Genomic DNA, 16,118 nt, shown 5'->3' on the forward strand with positions numbered 1-16,118 from the left:
ATAACGAGTGTTCAGTCAGAGCGTGAGGAGCGCTGCCATGCCGGCCGCAATCCCGCCGTACGCCAGCATCGGCAGCACGGTCTTTCTGATGATTTTGCCTTCGGCGTTGCCGATCCCGAGGATCGAACAGACGGCGATAATGTTGTTCAGGCACACCATGTTGCCCATCGCGCCGCCGACGGACTGCAAGGCCAGCGTCAGATTGACGTCAAGGCCGCTGCTCTGGGCGATCGACTGCTGAATGCCGCCGAAGGTCAGGTTCGAGACGGTATTGGAACCGGAGAAGAACGAGCCCAGCGCGCCGAGGAACGACGAGAACAGCAGCCAGCTCTCGCCGGTCAGCGCCGCCAGCGCTTTACCGATCAGGATCACCGGCGCGTTGTCGCCGCCTTGCATCATCAGGTTGACCATCACCAGCGCGCCGAACAGCGCGATAAAGGGCCGCGCGATGCGCCCGCCGGTTTCGCTGAACATTTGCCGCACCTGGCCGCCATTCAGACGGAACAGAGGAATACACAGCAGCACCACCAGCAGGAACGGGATCAGCGCCGGGACATACAGCGTTTTGTAGCCGGCGGCGGCGGAGGTGCCCAGCACCTGCTGCAGTTCGACGATCAGCGCCCGGCTGATGCGCAGCTCTCCGAGCCAGCCGAGATTTTCCTGCCACTGCAGCGCGGTGTTGTTGAGCAGCGCCTTCAGGCCCAGCTGATGGACGCGCGTCACTATCAGAATGGCAATCAGCAGCAGGGTCGGGGTCATGGCCTTGACCACCTGTAAGAACGGCACCGCCTGACCGGCGCTCTGCGATTTGTCGCTGCGGGTGAGGCCGATGCCGCCGCGCGCCAACAGCACCGAGAGCGCCAGGCCGATCGCGCCGCCGACCAGCGCCGGGAATTCATAGTTCACCTGAGCCAGCAGCAGATAGGGCACGGTACAGCTCAGCACGCTGAGCAGGATAAACGGCAGGTTGCGGCGGATATCCTGCCAGGAAACGATAAAGCGCAGCGCCAGCAGAGGAATGACGAAGCCGGCGACAAAGTGGATCAGCGCGGTCTGCCGGCCAATTTCCAGCAGGCTGGCGTCCGACAGGCCGAGGTTGGCAAAGCCGAACCAGGTGGGGGTACCCACGGCGCCGAAGGAAACCGGTACCGAGTTCATCACCAGCGTCAACAGGGCGACGCGCAGCGGGTTGAAGCCCAGCCCGACCAGAATCGGCGCGGCGATGGCGGCCGGTGTGCCAAAGCCGCTGGCGCCCTCAATCATAAAGGCGAAGGCCCAGCCGATAATCATCAGCTGGGCCACGGGATTGGGGCTGATGGTTTCCAGCCAGCGGCGCACCGCGTTTTCCGCGCCGCTTACCTGCATCAGTTTGTTGAGCAGGATGGCGCCGGCGATGATGGTGATCGGCGTCAGCGTCGACACCAGCGCGGTGATGATATTGGCATGCAGCAGCCGCAGCGAGGCATCGAACCACAGGAGCTGTACGGCATACACCACGGCGGCCGTCAGCGGCAGGGCGAGGTAAGAGGGCACGCCATTCCTTTTGGTCATCATCCAAATCAGCAGGACGATGGGCGCAATACTGAAAAGCAGGGGCATAAGATCCTCAGGGTTATTATTTTTATGGGCAGAGATATGTAGCTGAAAGGTTAATTGCCGCAACATTTTCATTCTAATCACAACGTTGGCGACGATGCCATGCGGTAATTTTTTAACATCGGCGACCAGCGCCGGCGGTGGGAAAATGGTCGATAGGAGGGACTAAATTAACTGCTTAAAAATCATATTGATAAGAGGCTTTTTTTGTGTGATGAATGCGCGAGCTCACATTAATTAGGCGGGAATGTTCAATAGATTATGTCCAAAAATGCGGTAATCCCCGCGGCTTTTTACGGCCGCGGGGAAATAATCAGAGCGGGGGAACTCAAAAATAATGGCTGATATTTTGGTAGGAACCGATGATATGTTCGATCAGCAGACGGGTTTTTAACGGCAGATTGCGGGTGTAAGGATAGACGGCGTAAATGCCCAATACTTTGCCGCAGTGGCCGGCCAGGATCTCCGTCAGTTTGCCGTCCTGCAAATCCTCATACACCATGCAGCGCGGCACCATGGCGATACCGTGGCCGCCGATCACCGCTTTGCGGATCGCCCGCGCATTGTTGGCCGACAGGTTGCCGTTAACCTGCAGCTCGTAGATTTCGTTGCGTCCCGGCCGCTTCATCAGCCAGTTGGCGGTGCCACTCTCTTGGTAGGTGTAGGTCAGGCAGTTGTGGCCGAGCAGATCTTCGGCGCTGCGCGGTTCCGGGTGGCTTTCCAGATAGCCCGGCGAGCAGACGATCACCCAGCGGGAATCGAAGATCGGCCGGGCAATCAGGCTCGAATCCGGCATGGTGCCGGTGCGGATCGCCAGATCGATGCCTTCTTCCACCAAATCGACGAAGCGGTTTTCCAGCCGCATCTCGACCTTCAGGTTGGGGTGCAGAGCGCAAAATTCCGCCACGCTCTCGCTCAGCAGCAGCTCGCCCGAGATGGTCGGCACCGACATGCGAATGGCGCCGGTCAATTCTTCGCTCTTTTCGCTGACGGCATACAGCGCCGCCTGCACTTTGGCGCCGATCTCTTTGGCCTGCTGGTAGAGCGCCTGGCCGCTTTCGGTCAGTGTCAGGCTGCGGGTGGTGCGGTACAACAGCCGGGCACCCAGCGATTTTTCCAGCCGCCCGATGCGTTTACTGACCACCGAGCTGGTGATGCCGGCGCTCTCCGCGGCCTTGCTGAACGAGCCGCAGTCGACAATCAGGGCGAACAGAATCAGGTCGTTGGCGTATTCGTGAGTGGCGAGCATAATCGGCTGTTCCCTTCAGCGGAAAGAGGCGTCAGTGTAAGTCTCTCGTTTCAATAAGCAATCATCAAAGTGCCATTGGCGCCGCAATCGGGGGTCGCGTGAACAATGAGAATTCGTCTTGATCTCATTCTCACGCCGCTTACAATGCCTGCCAGATCGCGACTTCAGAGGTTTTTTCATGGAACTGCTACGGGTGGTTTATCACCAGTACCGTTGGCCATTTCTGGCTGTCATGGCGCTGACCCTGGCCAGCGCCGGTTTAGGCATCGGTATCATTGCATTTATCAATCAATACTTGATGGAGGCCGGCGGCAATGCACTGGCCGTGCTGCCGATGTTTCTCGCCCTGCTGGCATTGCTGATGGCGGTCACGCTGGGCTCGCAATTGGCGCTGACGACATTGGGCCATTACTTCGTCTATCGCCTGCGTGGGCAGCTGGTGAAGCGCATTTTGGATACCGATATTGAACGCCTTGAACAATTGGGCAGCGCCTCATTGTTGGCCAGCCTGTCCAGCGATATTCGCAATATTACCGTCGCCTTCGTGCGCTTGCCTGAACTGGTTCAAGGGGTGATTTTAACCCTGGGGGCGGCGGCCTATCTGGGGTGGCTATCACCGAAAATGCTGGCGGTCACGGCAGTCTGGGTGGCGGTGACCGTCGTGGGCAGCGGCTGCCTGGTGTCACGGGTTTATCGTCATATGGCCAGTTTGCGTGAGTCGGAGGAGCGTCTCTATCATCGTTATGAGTCGGTGATTGACGGTCGTAAGGAGCTGACGTTGAACCGCAAGCGGGCGCAGGCGCTGTACGAACAGGCCTATCAGCCCGATGCGCAAGCTTATCGCTACCATATCATTCGCGCCGACACCTTCCATTTGAGCGCGCTCAACTGGTCAAATATCATGATGTTAGGCGCGATTGGGCTGGTGTTCTTTATGGCCAACAGTCTGGGATGGGCGGACTCGGCGGTGGCCGCTACCTATTCACTGACGCTGCTGTTCTTGCGCACGCCATTACTGCAGGCGGTCGGGGCGTTTCCGACGCTGGTCAGCGCCGAAGTGGCCTTTAACAAGCTGAAGACGCTGCGCCTGGCCGAGTATCAAGCGGCGTTTCCTGCCGCCGTCAGCCGTTCCTGGCAGACGCTGGAGCTACGCGACGTGGTTTTTCACTATGCGGATACCGAACAGCAGCCCGGTTTTGCCGTCGGGCCGCTCAATCTGACGCTGCGCCGTGGTGAGTTGGTCTTTCTGATCGGCGGCAACGGCAGTGGCAAGTCAACGCTGGCGATGTTGTTGACCGGGTTGTACCAACCGGTGAGCGGGCACATCGTTCTGGATGGCGTCGCACAGACCGCGGCGGATATGCCGGACTACCGTCGGCTGTTTTCGGCGATTTTCACCGATTTTCATCAGTTCGATCGCTTGCAAGGGCCGGAAGGCGGTGAACCCGATGCGGAATTGGTCGCCGGCTGGCTTGAGCGGTTGAATATGAAAAGCAAACTGCAGTTCGACGGCACCAGGGTGACCAACCCGCAGCTGTCGCAGGGGCAGCGTAAACGCCTGGCTCTGCTGTTGGCGGTGGCAGAGCAGCGCGATATCCTGCTGTTGGATGAATGGGCCGCAGATCAGGATCCGCAGTTCCGGCGGATTTTCTATCGCGAGCTGTTGCCTGAATTGCGCGCGCTGGGCAAAACGGTGTTTGCCATCAGCCATGACGATCACTACTTCGAACACGCCGATCGGTTGCTGGAGATGCGCTCAGGTCACCTGCGTGAGCTGATCGGCAGCGAGCGTGAACACGCCAGCCGGGATTCCGTCAGCAGAATCGGTTAATTCACGCCGGCCCGAGCGAAACCAAACGGGCCGGTGCTTCTCTCCGTATGATCCCAGTACGTCGCTTCATTTTCTCCCCCGCCTTCAGCGCGGTCTGTTGCCGATTTGGCTTACGGCCAGTCAAATAATTGACTGCTGAATCATTTACCAGTGGTTTAATTTTGACCTCTCAAGGTGTGGCACACTGCACGTTCGTTCGCCTATCAATACAAGTTATCGCCTGCCGATAACAGTGATATCCACGGTGCCGTTCTTACTGAGGCGGTGATGCAGGTCTATGGCTAGCAGCTGTTTTTTTAATTTCCATAGGAAAAAACGACTTTATCGATCGTTAAAACAGATCAATAATCACCATTTAAATGGTTTAATCTATTGGTTGAGGGCGCTGTGGTGAGCAAGGATGGATCAGATATCAAACGTAGAGCATGGCTGTGTGTATTTATCGGTAGCGGGTTGTTCTGGCTGTTCACCGCCGCCGTGATTTATTGGTTACTGAATTAAGTAAGTTAAGCAGGAAGGCGACTTGTGAACAAAAAGCAGGCTAAAAACCGTGAGGGCGCACAGCGTCGTGCGCAGTCCAAAATTCCGCCTTCGTGGGTGTTGAGCGATGAGCAACGCGCCTTCATTGAAGACTTGTGGCAGGATAGCGCGCCTGAGCCGGTACGGCCCCTCGCCCAACGGCGCTAGCTGATCACGCGGCTGCGGCCGGCCAGCGCACCGAACAGCATTTGCAGAACGGTCAGGCACAGCAGGACGATCAGCGGCCAGCGCCAGCCATCCGTCAGATCGTGCAGCAGGCCGAACAACGTGGGCCCCAGCGCCGCCAACAAATAGCCGACGGATTGCGCCATACCCGACAGCAGCGTCGCCTGATGATGATGCTGGCTGCGTAAGCCAAAGAACGACAGTGCCAGCACCAGCGAACTCCCCGCCCCCAACCCGGCAAACGTCAGCCACACCAGTGAACTGGCGGGTTGCACCAATAATCCTCCGACGCCGATAAAGATCAGCAGGGAACTGCCCAGCGCGATTGCCCGCTGATCGCGCGCCCGCGGCAAAATCACCACCATGACAAAGTTGGCGACGATCGCGACCACCTGGTAAACGAACAGCTCGAATCCTGCCTGCTGGGCGGAAGTGCCGTGGCTGGCGGCAAAGGCGCTGAACCAGCCGATGATGGTGTAGAAGGCGATCGATTGCAGCCCCATGAACATCGCCACTTGCCAACCCAACGCGCTGCCCCAGGGAGAACGATAGCGCTGTGGCTCCGTCGGCTGCGGTTCTTTGGTGGCGGGAGTGGCCGAGCGCCGCAGCTGTGGCAGCCACACCAGCAGCGCCAGCAAGGCGGGCAAACCCCAGCACAGCAAAGAGAACCGCCAGCCGAGGTCGGCCAGGGCAGCCAGCGGCACCGCCAGACCTGAGGCGATGGCGGCAACCAGTGACATCACCGCCGCATAGGCGGCGATCATCGCGGCGGCGCGATGCGGGAAATCTCTTTTCACCAGTGTCGGCAGCACCACGTTGGCGAAGGCAATGGCGGCGCCGATCAGGATGCTGCCCGGCCAGAGCATGGCGTCTTGCGGCAGGGAACGTAGCGCGATGCCGCAGACCAGCAGCGCGAGGGCGAGGCCCAGGGTGCGCTCGATGCCGATGCGTTTCGCCAGCGCCGGAGTCAGCGGCGAGAGAACGGCGAACAGGATCAGCGGCAACGAGTTGATCAGGCCGGCGGCGGTGGCGGACAACGCCAGCTGTTGCTGGATCTGCTCCAACAGCGGGCCGACGCTGGTCAGGGCAGCGCGCAGGTTGGCCGCGATCAGCATAATGCCGACGATCAGCAGGACAGGGCGGTGTAAACGGCGACGCGGGGTCGCGGTGGACGCTGGGGATGAAGCGGGTTGCGGCATGGGTTCCTCGCACCAGGGCATGCAGTCAATCAGTGCTGCATGGCGTGATGCGTTGATTGACGTTAACGCTTACGTACCGACAAATTGGCGGTATCCGATCGCAAGTGTAGGGAAGATGGCTCACGCTGACAAGGGGACGGGCCGGCGGGATGATGGCGGTTAACCCCTGCCGGCCGCAGGATAATTGCCATTATGTGATCCTGGTCACTGAGTGAACTAAAAGTCATGGCGCGGGGCGCGCCATGCGTCGCTTTCGCTTTCCTCACCGCCGGCGCTGTGGCCCCCCGGCGTTCGCGCCCGTCATGGCATTTCACTTTTCCCCCTTTCCGCTTTTTGGCTTTTCGATCTGTTTCGATTCGAAAGGTTTTTTGGCGATTTTTTTGCTAAAACGGGGCTGTAAGCCCGATCACAATTTCATTGCTTTCGCTTTGCTGTAATGCCAGCGCAGTAGAGCGAAAGCCATCTTCTCCCCGGCGAGGCCGGAAACCTGAGGACCGCAGCTCATGCCAGTGAATACCGCAAAGCGACGTGAACACATCATCGATCTGTTATGCGAGCACGGCAGCGTGCGCGTGGAGCAGCTCAGCAAACAGTTTGCGGTATCCACGGTGACGATCCGCAACGATCTGCGCTTTCTGGAACGAAAAGGGTGTGCGCTGCGCGCTTACGGCGGCGCGATGCTCAATCAGCAATTCGCTTTCGATCGGCCGCTGCGGGACAAAGGGCGGTTGAATCGCGATGTCAAAACGCTGATCGCCAACGCGGCGGCCGGCTATGTGCGCGACGGCGATGCGCTGATTCTCGATTCCGGCTCCACCACTGCGCAGATCGTGCCGTTCCTGAAGGGGCGGCGCGATCTGGTGGTGATGACCAATGCGCTGAACATTGCCTACGAGCTTTCGGGAAACGACGGGGTGGAGGTGATGGTGCTGGGGGGCAGCGTGCGCCGCAACTCTTACTCGCTCTACGGTCCGGCTGCCGAGCAGCAATTGCGTCAGTACCGCTTCGACAAGCTGTTTTTGGGCGTCGACGGGTTCGATCTGAGCGCCGGCATCACCACGCCTCACCCCGGTGAGGCGCACCTCAATCGCGTGATGTGCGAGGTGGCGCGCGAGATTATCGCGGTGGCGGATGCCAGCAAATTTGGTCGCAAGAGCTTTTGCATGATTCGCGAAGCCGGACAAATCCATCGGCTGATCACCGACAGCCGTCTTCCGGACGATTACGAGCGGGCGTTAACCGAGCTGGGCGTGGAGGTCATCATCGCCGATCGGTAGCAGGGCGCCTGCATGGGGGCTTCATGCAGCAGTTGTTACAGCTTGTCGAGCAGCACAAGGCCGGTATGCCGGTCGGGATCTTTTCTGTCTGTTCCGCCCATCCCTGGGTTCTGAAGGCCGCGCTGCGGCAGGCCAAAGCGCGCGGCACACCGGTGTTGGTGGAGGCGACGTCCAACCAGGTCAATCAGTTCGGCGGCTATACTGGCCAAACGGCGGCCCAGTTCCGCGATGCGCTGTGGCGCCTGGCGGATGAGGTTGGCCTGGCACGCGATCGCGTGTGGCTGGGCGGCGATCATCTGGGGCCCAACGCCTGGCAAGATCGCCCGGCTCAGGAGGCGATGGCGCTGGCGGAAACCTTGATCGACGATTACGTTCGCGCCGGCTTTCGCAAAATTCACCTCGATTGCTCCATGTCATGCGCCGGCGATCCTGCTCCACTGGGGGATGCCACGGTTGCCGAGCGTGCGGCGCGCCTGTGCGCGGTGGCGGAGCGGGCCTGGGCGCAGAGCGGCGGCGAAGCGCCGGTTTATGTGATCGGCACCGAAGTGCCGGTGCCGGGCGGCGCGCAGGAGGCGCTGGCGGGTCTGCAGGTCACCACGCCGCAGGCGGTGGCGCAAACGCTGGAAACGCACCGTATCGCCTGGCAAAAAGCCGAGCTGAACGATGCCTGGCAGCGAACTATCGCGCTGGTGGTACAGCCGGGCGTCGAGTTCGATCACCACAGCGTTGAGCATTACCAACCGCAGCGCGCCGACGCATTGAGCCATTTCATCGAACGGCAGCCGGGCATGATCTATGAAGCGCACTCTACGGACTACCAACCACCGCAGGCCTACCGCCAACTGGTGCGCGATCACTTCGCCATCCTGAAGGTGGGGCCGGCGCTGACCTTCGCGCTGCGCGAAGCGCTGTTCGCCCTCGATCGCATCGAGCGTGAATGGCTGGGGGAACGCCAGTCGGCGCAGCTGTGCGCCACGCTGGAGCAGGTGATGCGCGAGCAGCCGCAGCAGTGGAGCCGCTACTACCACGGTACGCCGCACCAGCAGTATCTCGATCGCCACTACAGCCTGAGCGATCGGGTGCGTTACTACTGGCCGCAGCCGCAGGTGCAGCAGGCGGTCGACGGTTTGCTGGACAACCTGCGCCGCAGCCCGGCGCCGCTGGCGCTGCTCAGCCAGTACCTGCCGGATCAGGCGCGGGCGCTGAACGCCGGCGAATTGAGCGCCGATCCGCAGGAGTGGGTGCTGCATAAAGTGACGCAGGTGCTCGACGATTATCACGCCGCCTGCTACCCGGAGGGCCGCTGACATGCCGAACATTTTAATGACCCGTATCGACAATCGCCTGGTGCACGGCCAGGTGGGCGTGACCTGGACCAACACCCTCGGCGCCAACCTGGTGGTGGTGGCCAACGACGAGGCGGCCGCCGATCCGGTGCAGCAGAACCTGATGGACATGGTGGTGGCGGAAGGGGTGCAGACTCGCTACTTCACGCTGCAGAAAACCATCGACGTGATCCACAAGGCGGCGGATCGGCAGAAGATTTTTCTGGTGTGCAAAACGCCGCAGGACGTGTTGACGCTGGTGCGCGGCGGGGTGCCGATCCGGTTCGTCAACGTCGGCAACATGCACTTCGCCGAGGGGAAGCGGCAGGTGCACAAAACGGTGTCGCTGGACGACGGCGACGTGGCCGCGTTTCGCGCGCTGGCGGCGCTGGGCGTGGAGTGCGAAGTGCGCCGGGTGCCGGATGAGGCGGGCGAGGCGATCGGCAAACTGCTCTTTTGAGCCAGGGGGAAAGCATGTTGACGGATGCGTTATTGATTGCGCTGTTGGCCGGGTTGGCGGGGGTTGACCTGTTCGACGGCCTGACCCACTTCCACCGGCCGGTGGTGATGGGGCCGCTGGTGGGGCTGATTTTGGGCGACGTCTACACCGGGTTGCTGGTGGGCGGCACGCTGGAGCTGGTGTGGATGGGGATGGTGCCGCTGGCGGGCGCCCAACCGCCGAACGTGGTGATCGGCGGTGTGATCGGCACCGCATTCGCCATTCTGACCAAGGCCGACCCTAAAGTGGCGATCGGCGTGGCGGTACCGTTCTCGATTGCGGTGCAGGGCTGCATTACGCTGCTGTTTACGCTGTTCTCGCCGATGATGCACCGCTGCGATCGCATGGTGAAGGAGCTGAACTGGCGCGGCATCGAACGGGTGAACTATCTCGGCATCAGCATCCTGTTCATCTTCTATTTCGTGGTGGCATTCCTGCCGATTTACTTCGGCGCCGATGCGGCCAGCGCCATGGTGCAGAAGGCGCCGGGCTGGCTGCTGGACGGTCTGGCGGTGGCGGGTGGCATGATGCCGGCGATCGGCTTCTCGCTGCTGATGAAGGTGATGATGAAAAAAACCTACGTGGCCTATTTTATCCTTGGCTTCATCTCGGTCACGTTCCTCAAGCTGCCGATTCTGGCGGTGGCGCTGGGTGCCCTGGCGATCGCCCTGATCGACTTCTTCAACACGCAACGTGGCGCGGCAGAGGCGACGGCCCGGCCCGCTCCGCAGGAGGATGCCGAAGATGGCATTTAACGATTCCGACGATATGCTGGCGCAAAAGGCCGAGCAACGCATGGCGCAGGCGCTGGCCACCAGTCAGGTGGAGCAGGACGACTATCTGGACAGCCAGCCCGCCGAAGCGCTGACGCGCGGCGACATCAACCGCATGGCCTGGCGTTCGCTGCTGCTGCAGGCGTCGTTCAACTATGAACGTATGCAGGCCGGCGGCTGGCTGTATCAGCTGATCCCCGGGCTGCGCAAGATCCACCGCAACCCACAGGATCTGGCCAACTCGATGAAGATGCACATGGAATTTATCAACGTGCACCCGTTCGACGTCACCTTCCTGTCCGGCCTGGTGCTGGCGATGGAACAGAACAAGGAGAAGATCTCCACCATTCGCGCGGTGAAAGTGGCGCTGATGGGGCCGCTCGGCGGCATCGGCGACGCGCTGTTTTGGCTGACGCTGTTGCCGATTTGCGCCGGGATAGGCGCTTCGCTGGCGCTGGAGGGCAGCCTGTTCGGGCCGATCGTCTTCCTGCTGCTGTTCAACCTGTTTCACTTCGGCCTGCGCTTTGGGCTGGCGCACTACGGCTATCAGGCCGGCACCAGCGCGCTGGCGCTGTTGAAGACCCACACCCGGCGCATTTCTCACGCCGCGTCGATCGTCGGCATGACGGTGATCGGCGCACTGGTGGCCTCGTATGTGCACCTGTCCACGCCGCTGGTCATGCATGCCGGCAAGGCCAGCGTGGCGCTGCAGACAGACGTGTTGGACAAGCTGATGCCCAACCTGTTGCCGCTGTGCTTCACGCTGCTCATTTTCTTCCTGATGAAGCGCGGTTTCTCGCCGGTGAAGCTGATTGGCGTCACCGTAGCGATCGGCGTGGCGGGCAAATTTATCGGCATTTTGTGAGGAGTGGGCTATGCCAGGCATTGTGATTACCGGCCACGGCGGCTTCGCCACCGGGCTGTTGCAGGCGGTGGAGCAGGTGGTGGGGCCGCAGCCGCACTGCGCGGCGGTCGATTTCCCCGAACAGATGAGCACCGCGCAGCTCAACGACGCCTTGCGCTCGGCGCTGGCGGCGGTGGCGCAGCCGGACGGCGTGGTGTTTCTCACCGACATGCTCGGCGGCTCGCCGTTTCGCAGCGCCTGCGAACTGGCGGATGCGCAGGGCGATTGCGAAGTGCTGACCGGCGTCAATATGCAGCTGGCGGCGGAAATGATGCTGGAGCGCGACGGGTTGAGCCTGGATGAGTTTCGCGAGGTGGCGCTGGCGTGCGGCAAACGCGGCCTGACGAGCCTGTGGCATGAGCGCCGCCGGGTGAAATGCGAAGACGTGCAGACCGACGGCATCTGAACGAACGCCGTCGGTCTGCGGGTTATACCGGCAGCGGGCTCAGCGCCAGGCGCGCCGGTTGATCTTCGCTGCGGCTGAAGCGCCAGCAGGTCTGGTGGTACTTCGCCACGCTGTTGCGGTGCGCCACGCTGATCAGCGTCACGTCCGGCAGTTCATCCACCAGCAGGCAGTACATCAACTGTTCGGTTTCGTCGTCCAGCGCGCTGGTGGCCTCGTCGAGGAACAGGATGCTCGGGCGAATCAACAGGGCGCGGGCGAACGCCAGCCGCTGTTGCTCGCCCGGCGACAGGCGGTGGCTCCAGTTGGCGGAGGTATCCAGCCAGCGCTGCAGGTGCTTCAGGCGGCAGTTTTCCAGCACCCGCATCAGCTGCGGATCGCTGTATTCCGACGCCAGGCTCGGGTAGCTCAACGCTTCGCGCAGCGTGCCGATCGGAATGTAGCTGCGCTGCGGCAGGAACAGCGTGTTGGCATTGGCCGCTACCCCGATAGCCCCCGCGCCGTAAGGCCAGATACCGGCGATGGCCCGCAGCAGCGTCGACTTGCCGCAGCCGGAAGGGCCGACGATCAGCAGGCGATCGCCGCGTTGCAGCGTCATCTCGGCGCCGGCCAGCAGCGGCTGGCCGTCGGGCAAACTCAGGCTGAGGTTATCCAGCGTTAACGGATGGGCGGTCTCTTCCCGCAGCTGAATGCCGCGCGGCTGATGATGCACCTGATCGACGGCGGCGTTGAAGCCGGCCAAACGGTTGACGCAGGCTTTCCAGGTCGCCAAATCGTTAAACGCGTCGATAAACCATGACAGCGCACCCTGCACCTGGCCGAAGGCCGAGGCGATCTGCATCAGGCCGCCCATCTGAATGGCGCCGGAGAAGTAGCGCGGCGCTGCCACCAGCAGGGGAAACACGATGGCGAACTGGCCATAGAAGTTGGTGGCGATGTTCAGCCGCCGGGTGATGCGCATAATTGCCCACCAGTTGCTGCGAATGGTGTCGAAACGATCGCCCAGCTGCTGCGCCTCGCGCGGTTCGCCGTGGTACAGCGCGATGGCGTCGTTGTTTTCGCGGATGCGGATCAGGCCGAAACGGAAGTTCGCCTCGTACCGTTCCTGATTGAAGCCCAGCATGACCAGCGGTTTGCCGACCCACCAGATCAGCAGCGATCCCAGCACCGCATACAGCAGCGCAAACCACACCATATAACCGGGCAGCGTGATGGCGTGCTGGCCGAGCGCGAAGGTCATCGGCCCGCTGACGTGCCACAAGATGTCGATAAAGGAAAGCAGCGTCACCAGGCTGGAGAGCAGCCCGAGCGACAGCGACAGGGTATATTGGGTCAGCACGTTGAGATCTTCGGCGATACGCTGATCGGGGTTATCGACGATCTGCTGCTGCTCGGTGTGGTAATACGCCTGGTGCGCCAGCCATTTTTCCATGAACTTTTCCGTCATCCAGCGCCGCCAGCGCATCTGCAGCCCCTGAGTCAGGTAGATCTTGTAGACCGCCAGCACGATGAAGATCAGCGCCAGATAGGTAAAGCGCCACAGCTGCGCCTTGAATACCGGGTAGTTTTTGTTCTGCAGCGCATCGTAGAACACCTGGTTCCATTGGTTGATCTGCACGCTGATATAGACCAGACCGAGCGACAGGACGACGATGGCGATCAGCATCATCCAGGCGCGCCATCGCTCCTCCGACACCCAAAAGGGTTTGATCAGCTGCCAAACGGCGTGTTTCTGCAAGGGGGTTGCGTTCATAGCGACTCGTTAATTGCGGCATTTTGTTCAGCATGGGCCGCGGGCCGGTAACAAACAAACCGCGACTGTAAGCAGTTTTGACCTCGCTAACCGTTTGAAATAAGGCGGTTGAATCGTCAGCGGTGCGCAGATGGGCGCAATTGCGGCATACACTCCGCCGCCGGGCGGTTATACTGGCGCCGAATTTTTGCAGAAAGGATAAACGATGAAGGCTTGGGTTCCCCTGTTGCTGACCTGCGGCGTCTTCGCCAGCGCCCGGGCCTGGGCGCACATTGACGAGCCGGACATCGCCGCCGACTGCCAAAAGGTGGCGAGCTACGCCGAGCTGGGAAAAAAGGCCTATCAGCGGCAGGATTACGCCAACGCTGCCGACATCTTTCGCGATCAGGCGGCCTGGAGCGAGTTTTGCGGCCTGAGCGAGCAGGCCGTCGCCACGGCCTACAACAACGTGGCGCTGTCGCTGATGCACGCCGGCGAATTGCTCAAGGCGCAGGCCTATCTGGCGCTGGCGCCGCACGATGACAAATCGCAGCACAACATGAGCCTGTTGCGCCAACGGCTGGCGCAGCGGCCGCAGCCGCAGGGGCCGGGCGGCGTGTATTGGCAATACGCCGGGCGCGGCGTGTGGAGCGAAGTGGTGGTGAAGCCGCAGGGCGAGCGCTGGCTGATCGATTTCTCCGGCTACGCCATGCCGCAGATGGGGCTGTATTACGGCCCGAACATGGGTGATTTCACCGCCGAGCTGCCGATCGAGCACGGCAAAGCTGTTTATCATCAGCATGACTCGGAAAGCGCGCAGGTCTGCGACGTCACGCTGGAGTTTGGTGAGCAAACGTTGGAGATGCACACGCGGGGGGATTGCGGGTTCGGTCACAACGTGCGGGCGGAAGGGCGGTTCGTGCGGGTCGAATGACCCGCCCCGGCAGCCGGGGCGAGAAAGGGTGGTTACGCTAGCGCGGCGGCGCCCAGCAGGTTTTTCCAGGCTTCTACATTACCCAGATAGTTGCCGGCCGGCAGCAGACGCAGGCGGCCTTCGCTGTCCTGTAGCGCAAAGGTCGGGAAGCCCTGGCCTTGCACTTTGGCCAGCAGCGCCCGGCTTTCCGCGATGTGTTGCGCGGTCGGCGCGCCGCTGCTGAAACGCATTTCGGCGATAAATGCCGCCGAGGGCAACCCCAGCTCTTTCGCCAACGCTTCCAGCACCGGCGTGTCGGCGATGCGCCGGCCTTCCTGATAGTGTGCCTGCTGAATGCGGTGCAGCATGTCCAGTCCGCGTCCCGCCAGCTTTTCCGCCGCCAGGATAGCGGTAATCGGCGGCTCGGAATCCATCACCGCCGTGGTGTCGCGCAGCAGGCCGTTGAAATAGGCTTCGCCAAAAGGCTGGCCCGTCATCTCGGCGATGCGTTTGTCGTGCGGAATGACGTAGTTGCGCCATTCGTCGGTGATTTGGCGGCGGTTGTTGCCGGTCATCATGCCGCCGGCGTGCGGCACGACCTTCAGCCCGGGGAGGCTCTGAGCCGCTTTCACCAGCGGCGCGGCGCCGTAGCACCAGCCGCACAGCGGATCGAAAATGTAATGCAGAGTGGTTTCGGTCATCTTTACTCCTCGCCTGGCGCGCGGCAGTTCACCGCGGCGCCAGGGCTGGTTCAATCACGCACGGGCGCTTATTGCGGCCACTTCATCTCGCCTTTCAGCACTTTCGCGCTCAGTTCCAGGCTCGACTCGTCTTTCAGCGTCGGGTAGTGCTTTTTCATCGCTTCAATCAGCGCGGCGGAATCCTTGGCTTTCGGCAGTTCGGCTTCCAGCGTGGTCAGGTATTTCTGGGTAAAGTGAACCGATGCCAGCGTTTGCGCTGCGCCCGGCAGGAAGTGGCCCGGCACGACGACCTGCGGCTTCAGCGCTTCGATGTTTTTCAGCGTCTGCTGCCAGTGCTGGCGCGATTCCACGCTCTGGTTGTCGGCGATCCACGGATGGATGTTGTCACCGGCGACCGCGACACCGCCAACGACCGCCTTCAACGCCGGGATCCACACGAAGGTGCGATCGGGGGTCGGGCCGTTCAGGCCTTTCACTTCCACTTTCTGGCCGTCGATGGTGAAGCTGTCGCCCTGCAGCGGCTGCGGCACGATCACGGTTTTCGGCGCGTTGTCTTTCAGGATCGGGCCCCAATAGGCGACTTTGCCGTCTTTGGTGGCGTTGATGTCCTTGATGGTGCCTGGCGAAGCGATGATTTTCGCCTCCGGGAAGGCCGCTTTAATCACGTCCAGACCGAAATAGAAATCCGGGTCTGAGTGGCTGATATAAACGGTGGTCAGTTTCTTGCCGGTCGCCTTGATCTTTTTCACCAGCGCTTCGGCATCGTTACGCTGGAACTGAGCGTCGATCAGCGCCACTTCGTGTTTGCCGCTGATGATTTCGGAAGACACCGGGAACACGCTTTTCTCGCCCGGGTTATACACTTCCATGGTCAGGGTATCGGCCGCGGTGGCGTAGGTGCTGAGGGTGGCGACGCCGGTGAAGGCCAGAGTTAACAGTGATTTCTTAAACATGGGCACAGGTCCTTAGGTATCGGTTAATGTTGTAATGATGTTAGGTTGCATAAAGCGA

15 protein-coding genes are annotated in these 16,118 nt (G+C 61.2%); 9 read left to right on the top strand and 6 right to left on the bottom strand.

Translation table 11 applies throughout. The features are described 5' to 3' along the window. Positions 1 to 15: 15 nt before the first annotated feature. Positions 16 to 1,599: an L-lactate permease gene (locus GF111_RS17640; RefSeq protein WP_162420190.1), complete on the bottom strand. Its 1,584-nt coding sequence runs from the start codon at positions 1,597 to 1,599 to the stop codon at positions 16 to 18. 325 nt (positions 1,600 to 1,924) lie between these two features. After that, positions 1,925 to 2,845 (bottom strand): LysR family transcriptional regulator, encoded by a 921-nt coding sequence (locus tag GF111_RS17645; RefSeq protein WP_055313387.1) that lies wholly within the window; start codon positions 2,843 to 2,845, stop codon positions 1,925 to 1,927. A 178-nt stretch (positions 2,846 to 3,023) separates the two neighbouring features. Here GF111_RS17645 and GF111_RS17650 point away from each other — a divergent pair, with 178 nt between their 5' ends. Both GF111_RS17650 and GF111_RS17655 read left to right on the top strand, forming a co-directional pair. Next, entirely contained in the window at positions 3,024 to 4,676 is a 1,653-nt protein-coding gene (locus GF111_RS17650) for a multidrug ABC transporter permease/ATP-binding protein (RefSeq protein WP_080491083.1), read from the top strand. 387 nt (positions 4,677 to 5,063) lie between these two features. Beyond that, a complete protein-coding gene (locus GF111_RS17655) occupies positions 5,064 to 5,177 on the top strand; it encodes a YmiA family putative membrane protein (RefSeq protein WP_048234622.1) in 114 nt (37 codons plus the stop codon). A gap of 182 nt (positions 5,178 to 5,359) precedes the next feature. On the opposite strand, the gene GF111_RS17660 is transcribed toward GF111_RS17655, so the two are convergent. Then, a complete protein-coding gene (locus tag GF111_RS17660) occupies positions 5,360 to 6,580 on the bottom strand; it encodes an MFS transporter (RefSeq protein ID WP_055317447.1) in 1,221 nt (406 codons plus the stop codon). Positions 6,581 to 7,083: 503 nt separating this feature from the next. On the opposite strand from GF111_RS17660, the gene agaR reads away from it, so the two are divergent. The 6 genes from agaR to agaF are packed head-to-tail and all read left to right on the top strand — an operon-like array spanning position 7,084 to position 11,764. Continuing rightward, positions 7,084 to 7,857, top strand: a complete 774-nt coding sequence (gene agaR, locus GF111_RS17665) for a transcriptional repressor AgaR (protein WP_004931804.1) — start codon at positions 7,084 to 7,086, stop codon at positions 7,855 to 7,857. A 23-nt stretch (positions 7,858 to 7,880) separates the two neighbouring features. Beyond that, complete coding sequence (locus tag GF111_RS17670; RefSeq protein WP_055317448.1) at positions 7,881 to 9,164, top strand: D-tagatose-bisphosphate aldolase, class II, non-catalytic subunit; 1,284 nt, start codon at positions 7,881 to 7,883, stop codon at positions 9,162 to 9,164. Position 9,165: 1 nt separating this feature from the next. Continuing rightward, positions 9,166 to 9,642 carry a PTS N-acetylgalactosamine transporter subunit IIB gene (gene agaV / locus GF111_RS17675; protein WP_019455696.1) on the top strand — a complete coding sequence of 159 codons (477 nt, stop codon included), beginning with the start codon at positions 9,166 to 9,168 and terminating at the stop codon, positions 9,640 to 9,642. Positions 9,643 to 9,656: 14 nt separating this feature from the next. Then, positions 9,657 to 10,436 (top strand): PTS N-acetylgalactosamine transporter subunit IIC, encoded by a 780-nt coding sequence (gene agaW, locus GF111_RS17680; RefSeq protein ID WP_019455697.1) that lies wholly within the window; start codon positions 9,657 to 9,659, stop codon positions 10,434 to 10,436. Beyond that, complete coding sequence (locus GF111_RS17685; protein ID WP_047729963.1) at positions 10,426 to 11,319, top strand: PTS system mannose/fructose/sorbose family transporter subunit IID; 894 nt, start codon at positions 10,426 to 10,428, stop codon at positions 11,317 to 11,319. Before agaW ends, GF111_RS17685 begins: the two co-directional genes overlap by 11 nt. 10 nt (positions 11,320 to 11,329) lie before the next feature. Beyond that, entirely contained in the window at positions 11,330 to 11,764 is a 435-nt protein-coding gene (gene agaF, locus GF111_RS17690) for a PTS galactosamine/N-acetylgalactosamine transporter subunit IIA (protein WP_033635782.1), read from the top strand. A gap of 22 nt (positions 11,765 to 11,786) precedes the next feature. Here the strand turns inward: agaF and GF111_RS17695 are convergent, their stop codons facing one another. Further along, positions 11,787 to 13,514, bottom strand: a complete 1,728-nt coding sequence (locus tag GF111_RS17695) for an ABC transporter ATP-binding protein/permease (RefSeq protein WP_060434143.1) — start codon at positions 13,512 to 13,514, stop codon at positions 11,787 to 11,789. A gap of 205 nt (positions 13,515 to 13,719) precedes the next feature. Between GF111_RS17695 and GF111_RS17700 the strand changes: the two genes are divergently transcribed. Further along, positions 13,720 to 14,427 (top strand): hypothetical protein, encoded by a 708-nt coding sequence (locus GF111_RS17700; RefSeq protein WP_047729965.1) that lies wholly within the window; start codon positions 13,720 to 13,722, stop codon positions 14,425 to 14,427. Positions 14,428 to 14,459: 32 nt separating this feature from the next. Here GF111_RS17700 and GF111_RS17705 read toward each other — a convergent pair whose 3' ends face one another. Further along, entirely contained in the window at positions 14,460 to 15,107 is a 648-nt protein-coding gene (locus GF111_RS17705; protein ID WP_047729966.1) for a DsbA family protein, read from the bottom strand. A 68-nt stretch (positions 15,108 to 15,175) separates the two neighbouring features. After that, positions 15,176 to 16,060 carry an MBL fold metallo-hydrolase gene (locus tag GF111_RS17710; protein ID WP_033635778.1) on the bottom strand — a complete coding sequence of 295 codons (885 nt, stop codon included), beginning with the start codon at positions 16,058 to 16,060 and terminating at the stop codon, positions 15,176 to 15,178. Positions 16,061 to 16,118 lie beyond the last annotated feature (58 nt).

The sequence above is a fragment of the Serratia sp. HRI genome, assembly GCF_010119335.3.
GTDB lineage: Bacteria > Pseudomonadota > Gammaproteobacteria > Enterobacterales > Enterobacteriaceae > Serratia > Serratia nevei.

Bases quoted from the DNA above. Each gene is read 5' to 3' on its own strand.
- GF111_RS17670 (WP_055317448.1), top strand. From the start codon at position 7,881: ATGCAGCAGTTGTTACAGCTTGTCGAGCAGCACAAGGCCGGTATGCCG.
- GF111_RS17660 (WP_055317447.1), bottom strand. From the start codon at position 6,580: ATGCCGCAACCCGCTTCATCCCCAGCGTCCACCGCGACCCCGCGTCGC.
- GF111_RS17695 (WP_060434143.1), bottom strand. From the start codon at position 13,514: ATGAACGCAACCCCCTTGCAGAAACACGCCGTTTGGCAGCTGATCAAA.
- GF111_RS17650 (WP_080491083.1), top strand. From the start codon at position 3,024: ATGGAACTGCTACGGGTGGTTTATCACCAGTACCGTTGGCCATTTCTG.
- agaW (WP_019455697.1), top strand. From the start codon at position 9,657: ATGTTGACGGATGCGTTATTGATTGCGCTGTTGGCCGGGTTGGCGGGG.
- GF111_RS17705 (WP_047729966.1), bottom strand. From the start codon at position 15,107: ATGACCGAAACCACTCTGCATTACATTTTCGATCCGCTGTGCGGCTGG.
- agaR (WP_004931804.1), top strand. From the start codon at position 7,084: ATGCCAGTGAATACCGCAAAGCGACGTGAACACATCATCGATCTGTTA.
- GF111_RS17685 (WP_047729963.1), top strand. From the start codon at position 10,426: ATGGCATTTAACGATTCCGACGATATGCTGGCGCAAAAGGCCGAGCAA.
- GF111_RS17710 (WP_033635778.1), bottom strand. From the start codon at position 16,060: ATGTTTAAGAAATCACTGTTAACTCTGGCCTTCACCGGCGTCGCCACC.
- GF111_RS17640 (WP_162420190.1), bottom strand. From the start codon at position 1,599: ATGCCCCTGCTTTTCAGTATTGCGCCCATCGTCCTGCTGATTTGGATG.
- agaF (WP_033635782.1), top strand. From the start codon at position 11,330: ATGCCAGGCATTGTGATTACCGGCCACGGCGGCTTCGCCACCGGGCTG.
- GF111_RS17700 (WP_047729965.1), top strand. From the start codon at position 13,720: ATGAAGGCTTGGGTTCCCCTGTTGCTGACCTGCGGCGTCTTCGCCAGC.
- agaV (WP_019455696.1), top strand. From the start codon at position 9,166: ATGCCGAACATTTTAATGACCCGTATCGACAATCGCCTGGTGCACGGC.
- GF111_RS17645 (WP_055313387.1), bottom strand. From the start codon at position 2,845: ATGCTCGCCACTCACGAATACGCCAACGACCTGATTCTGTTCGCCCTG.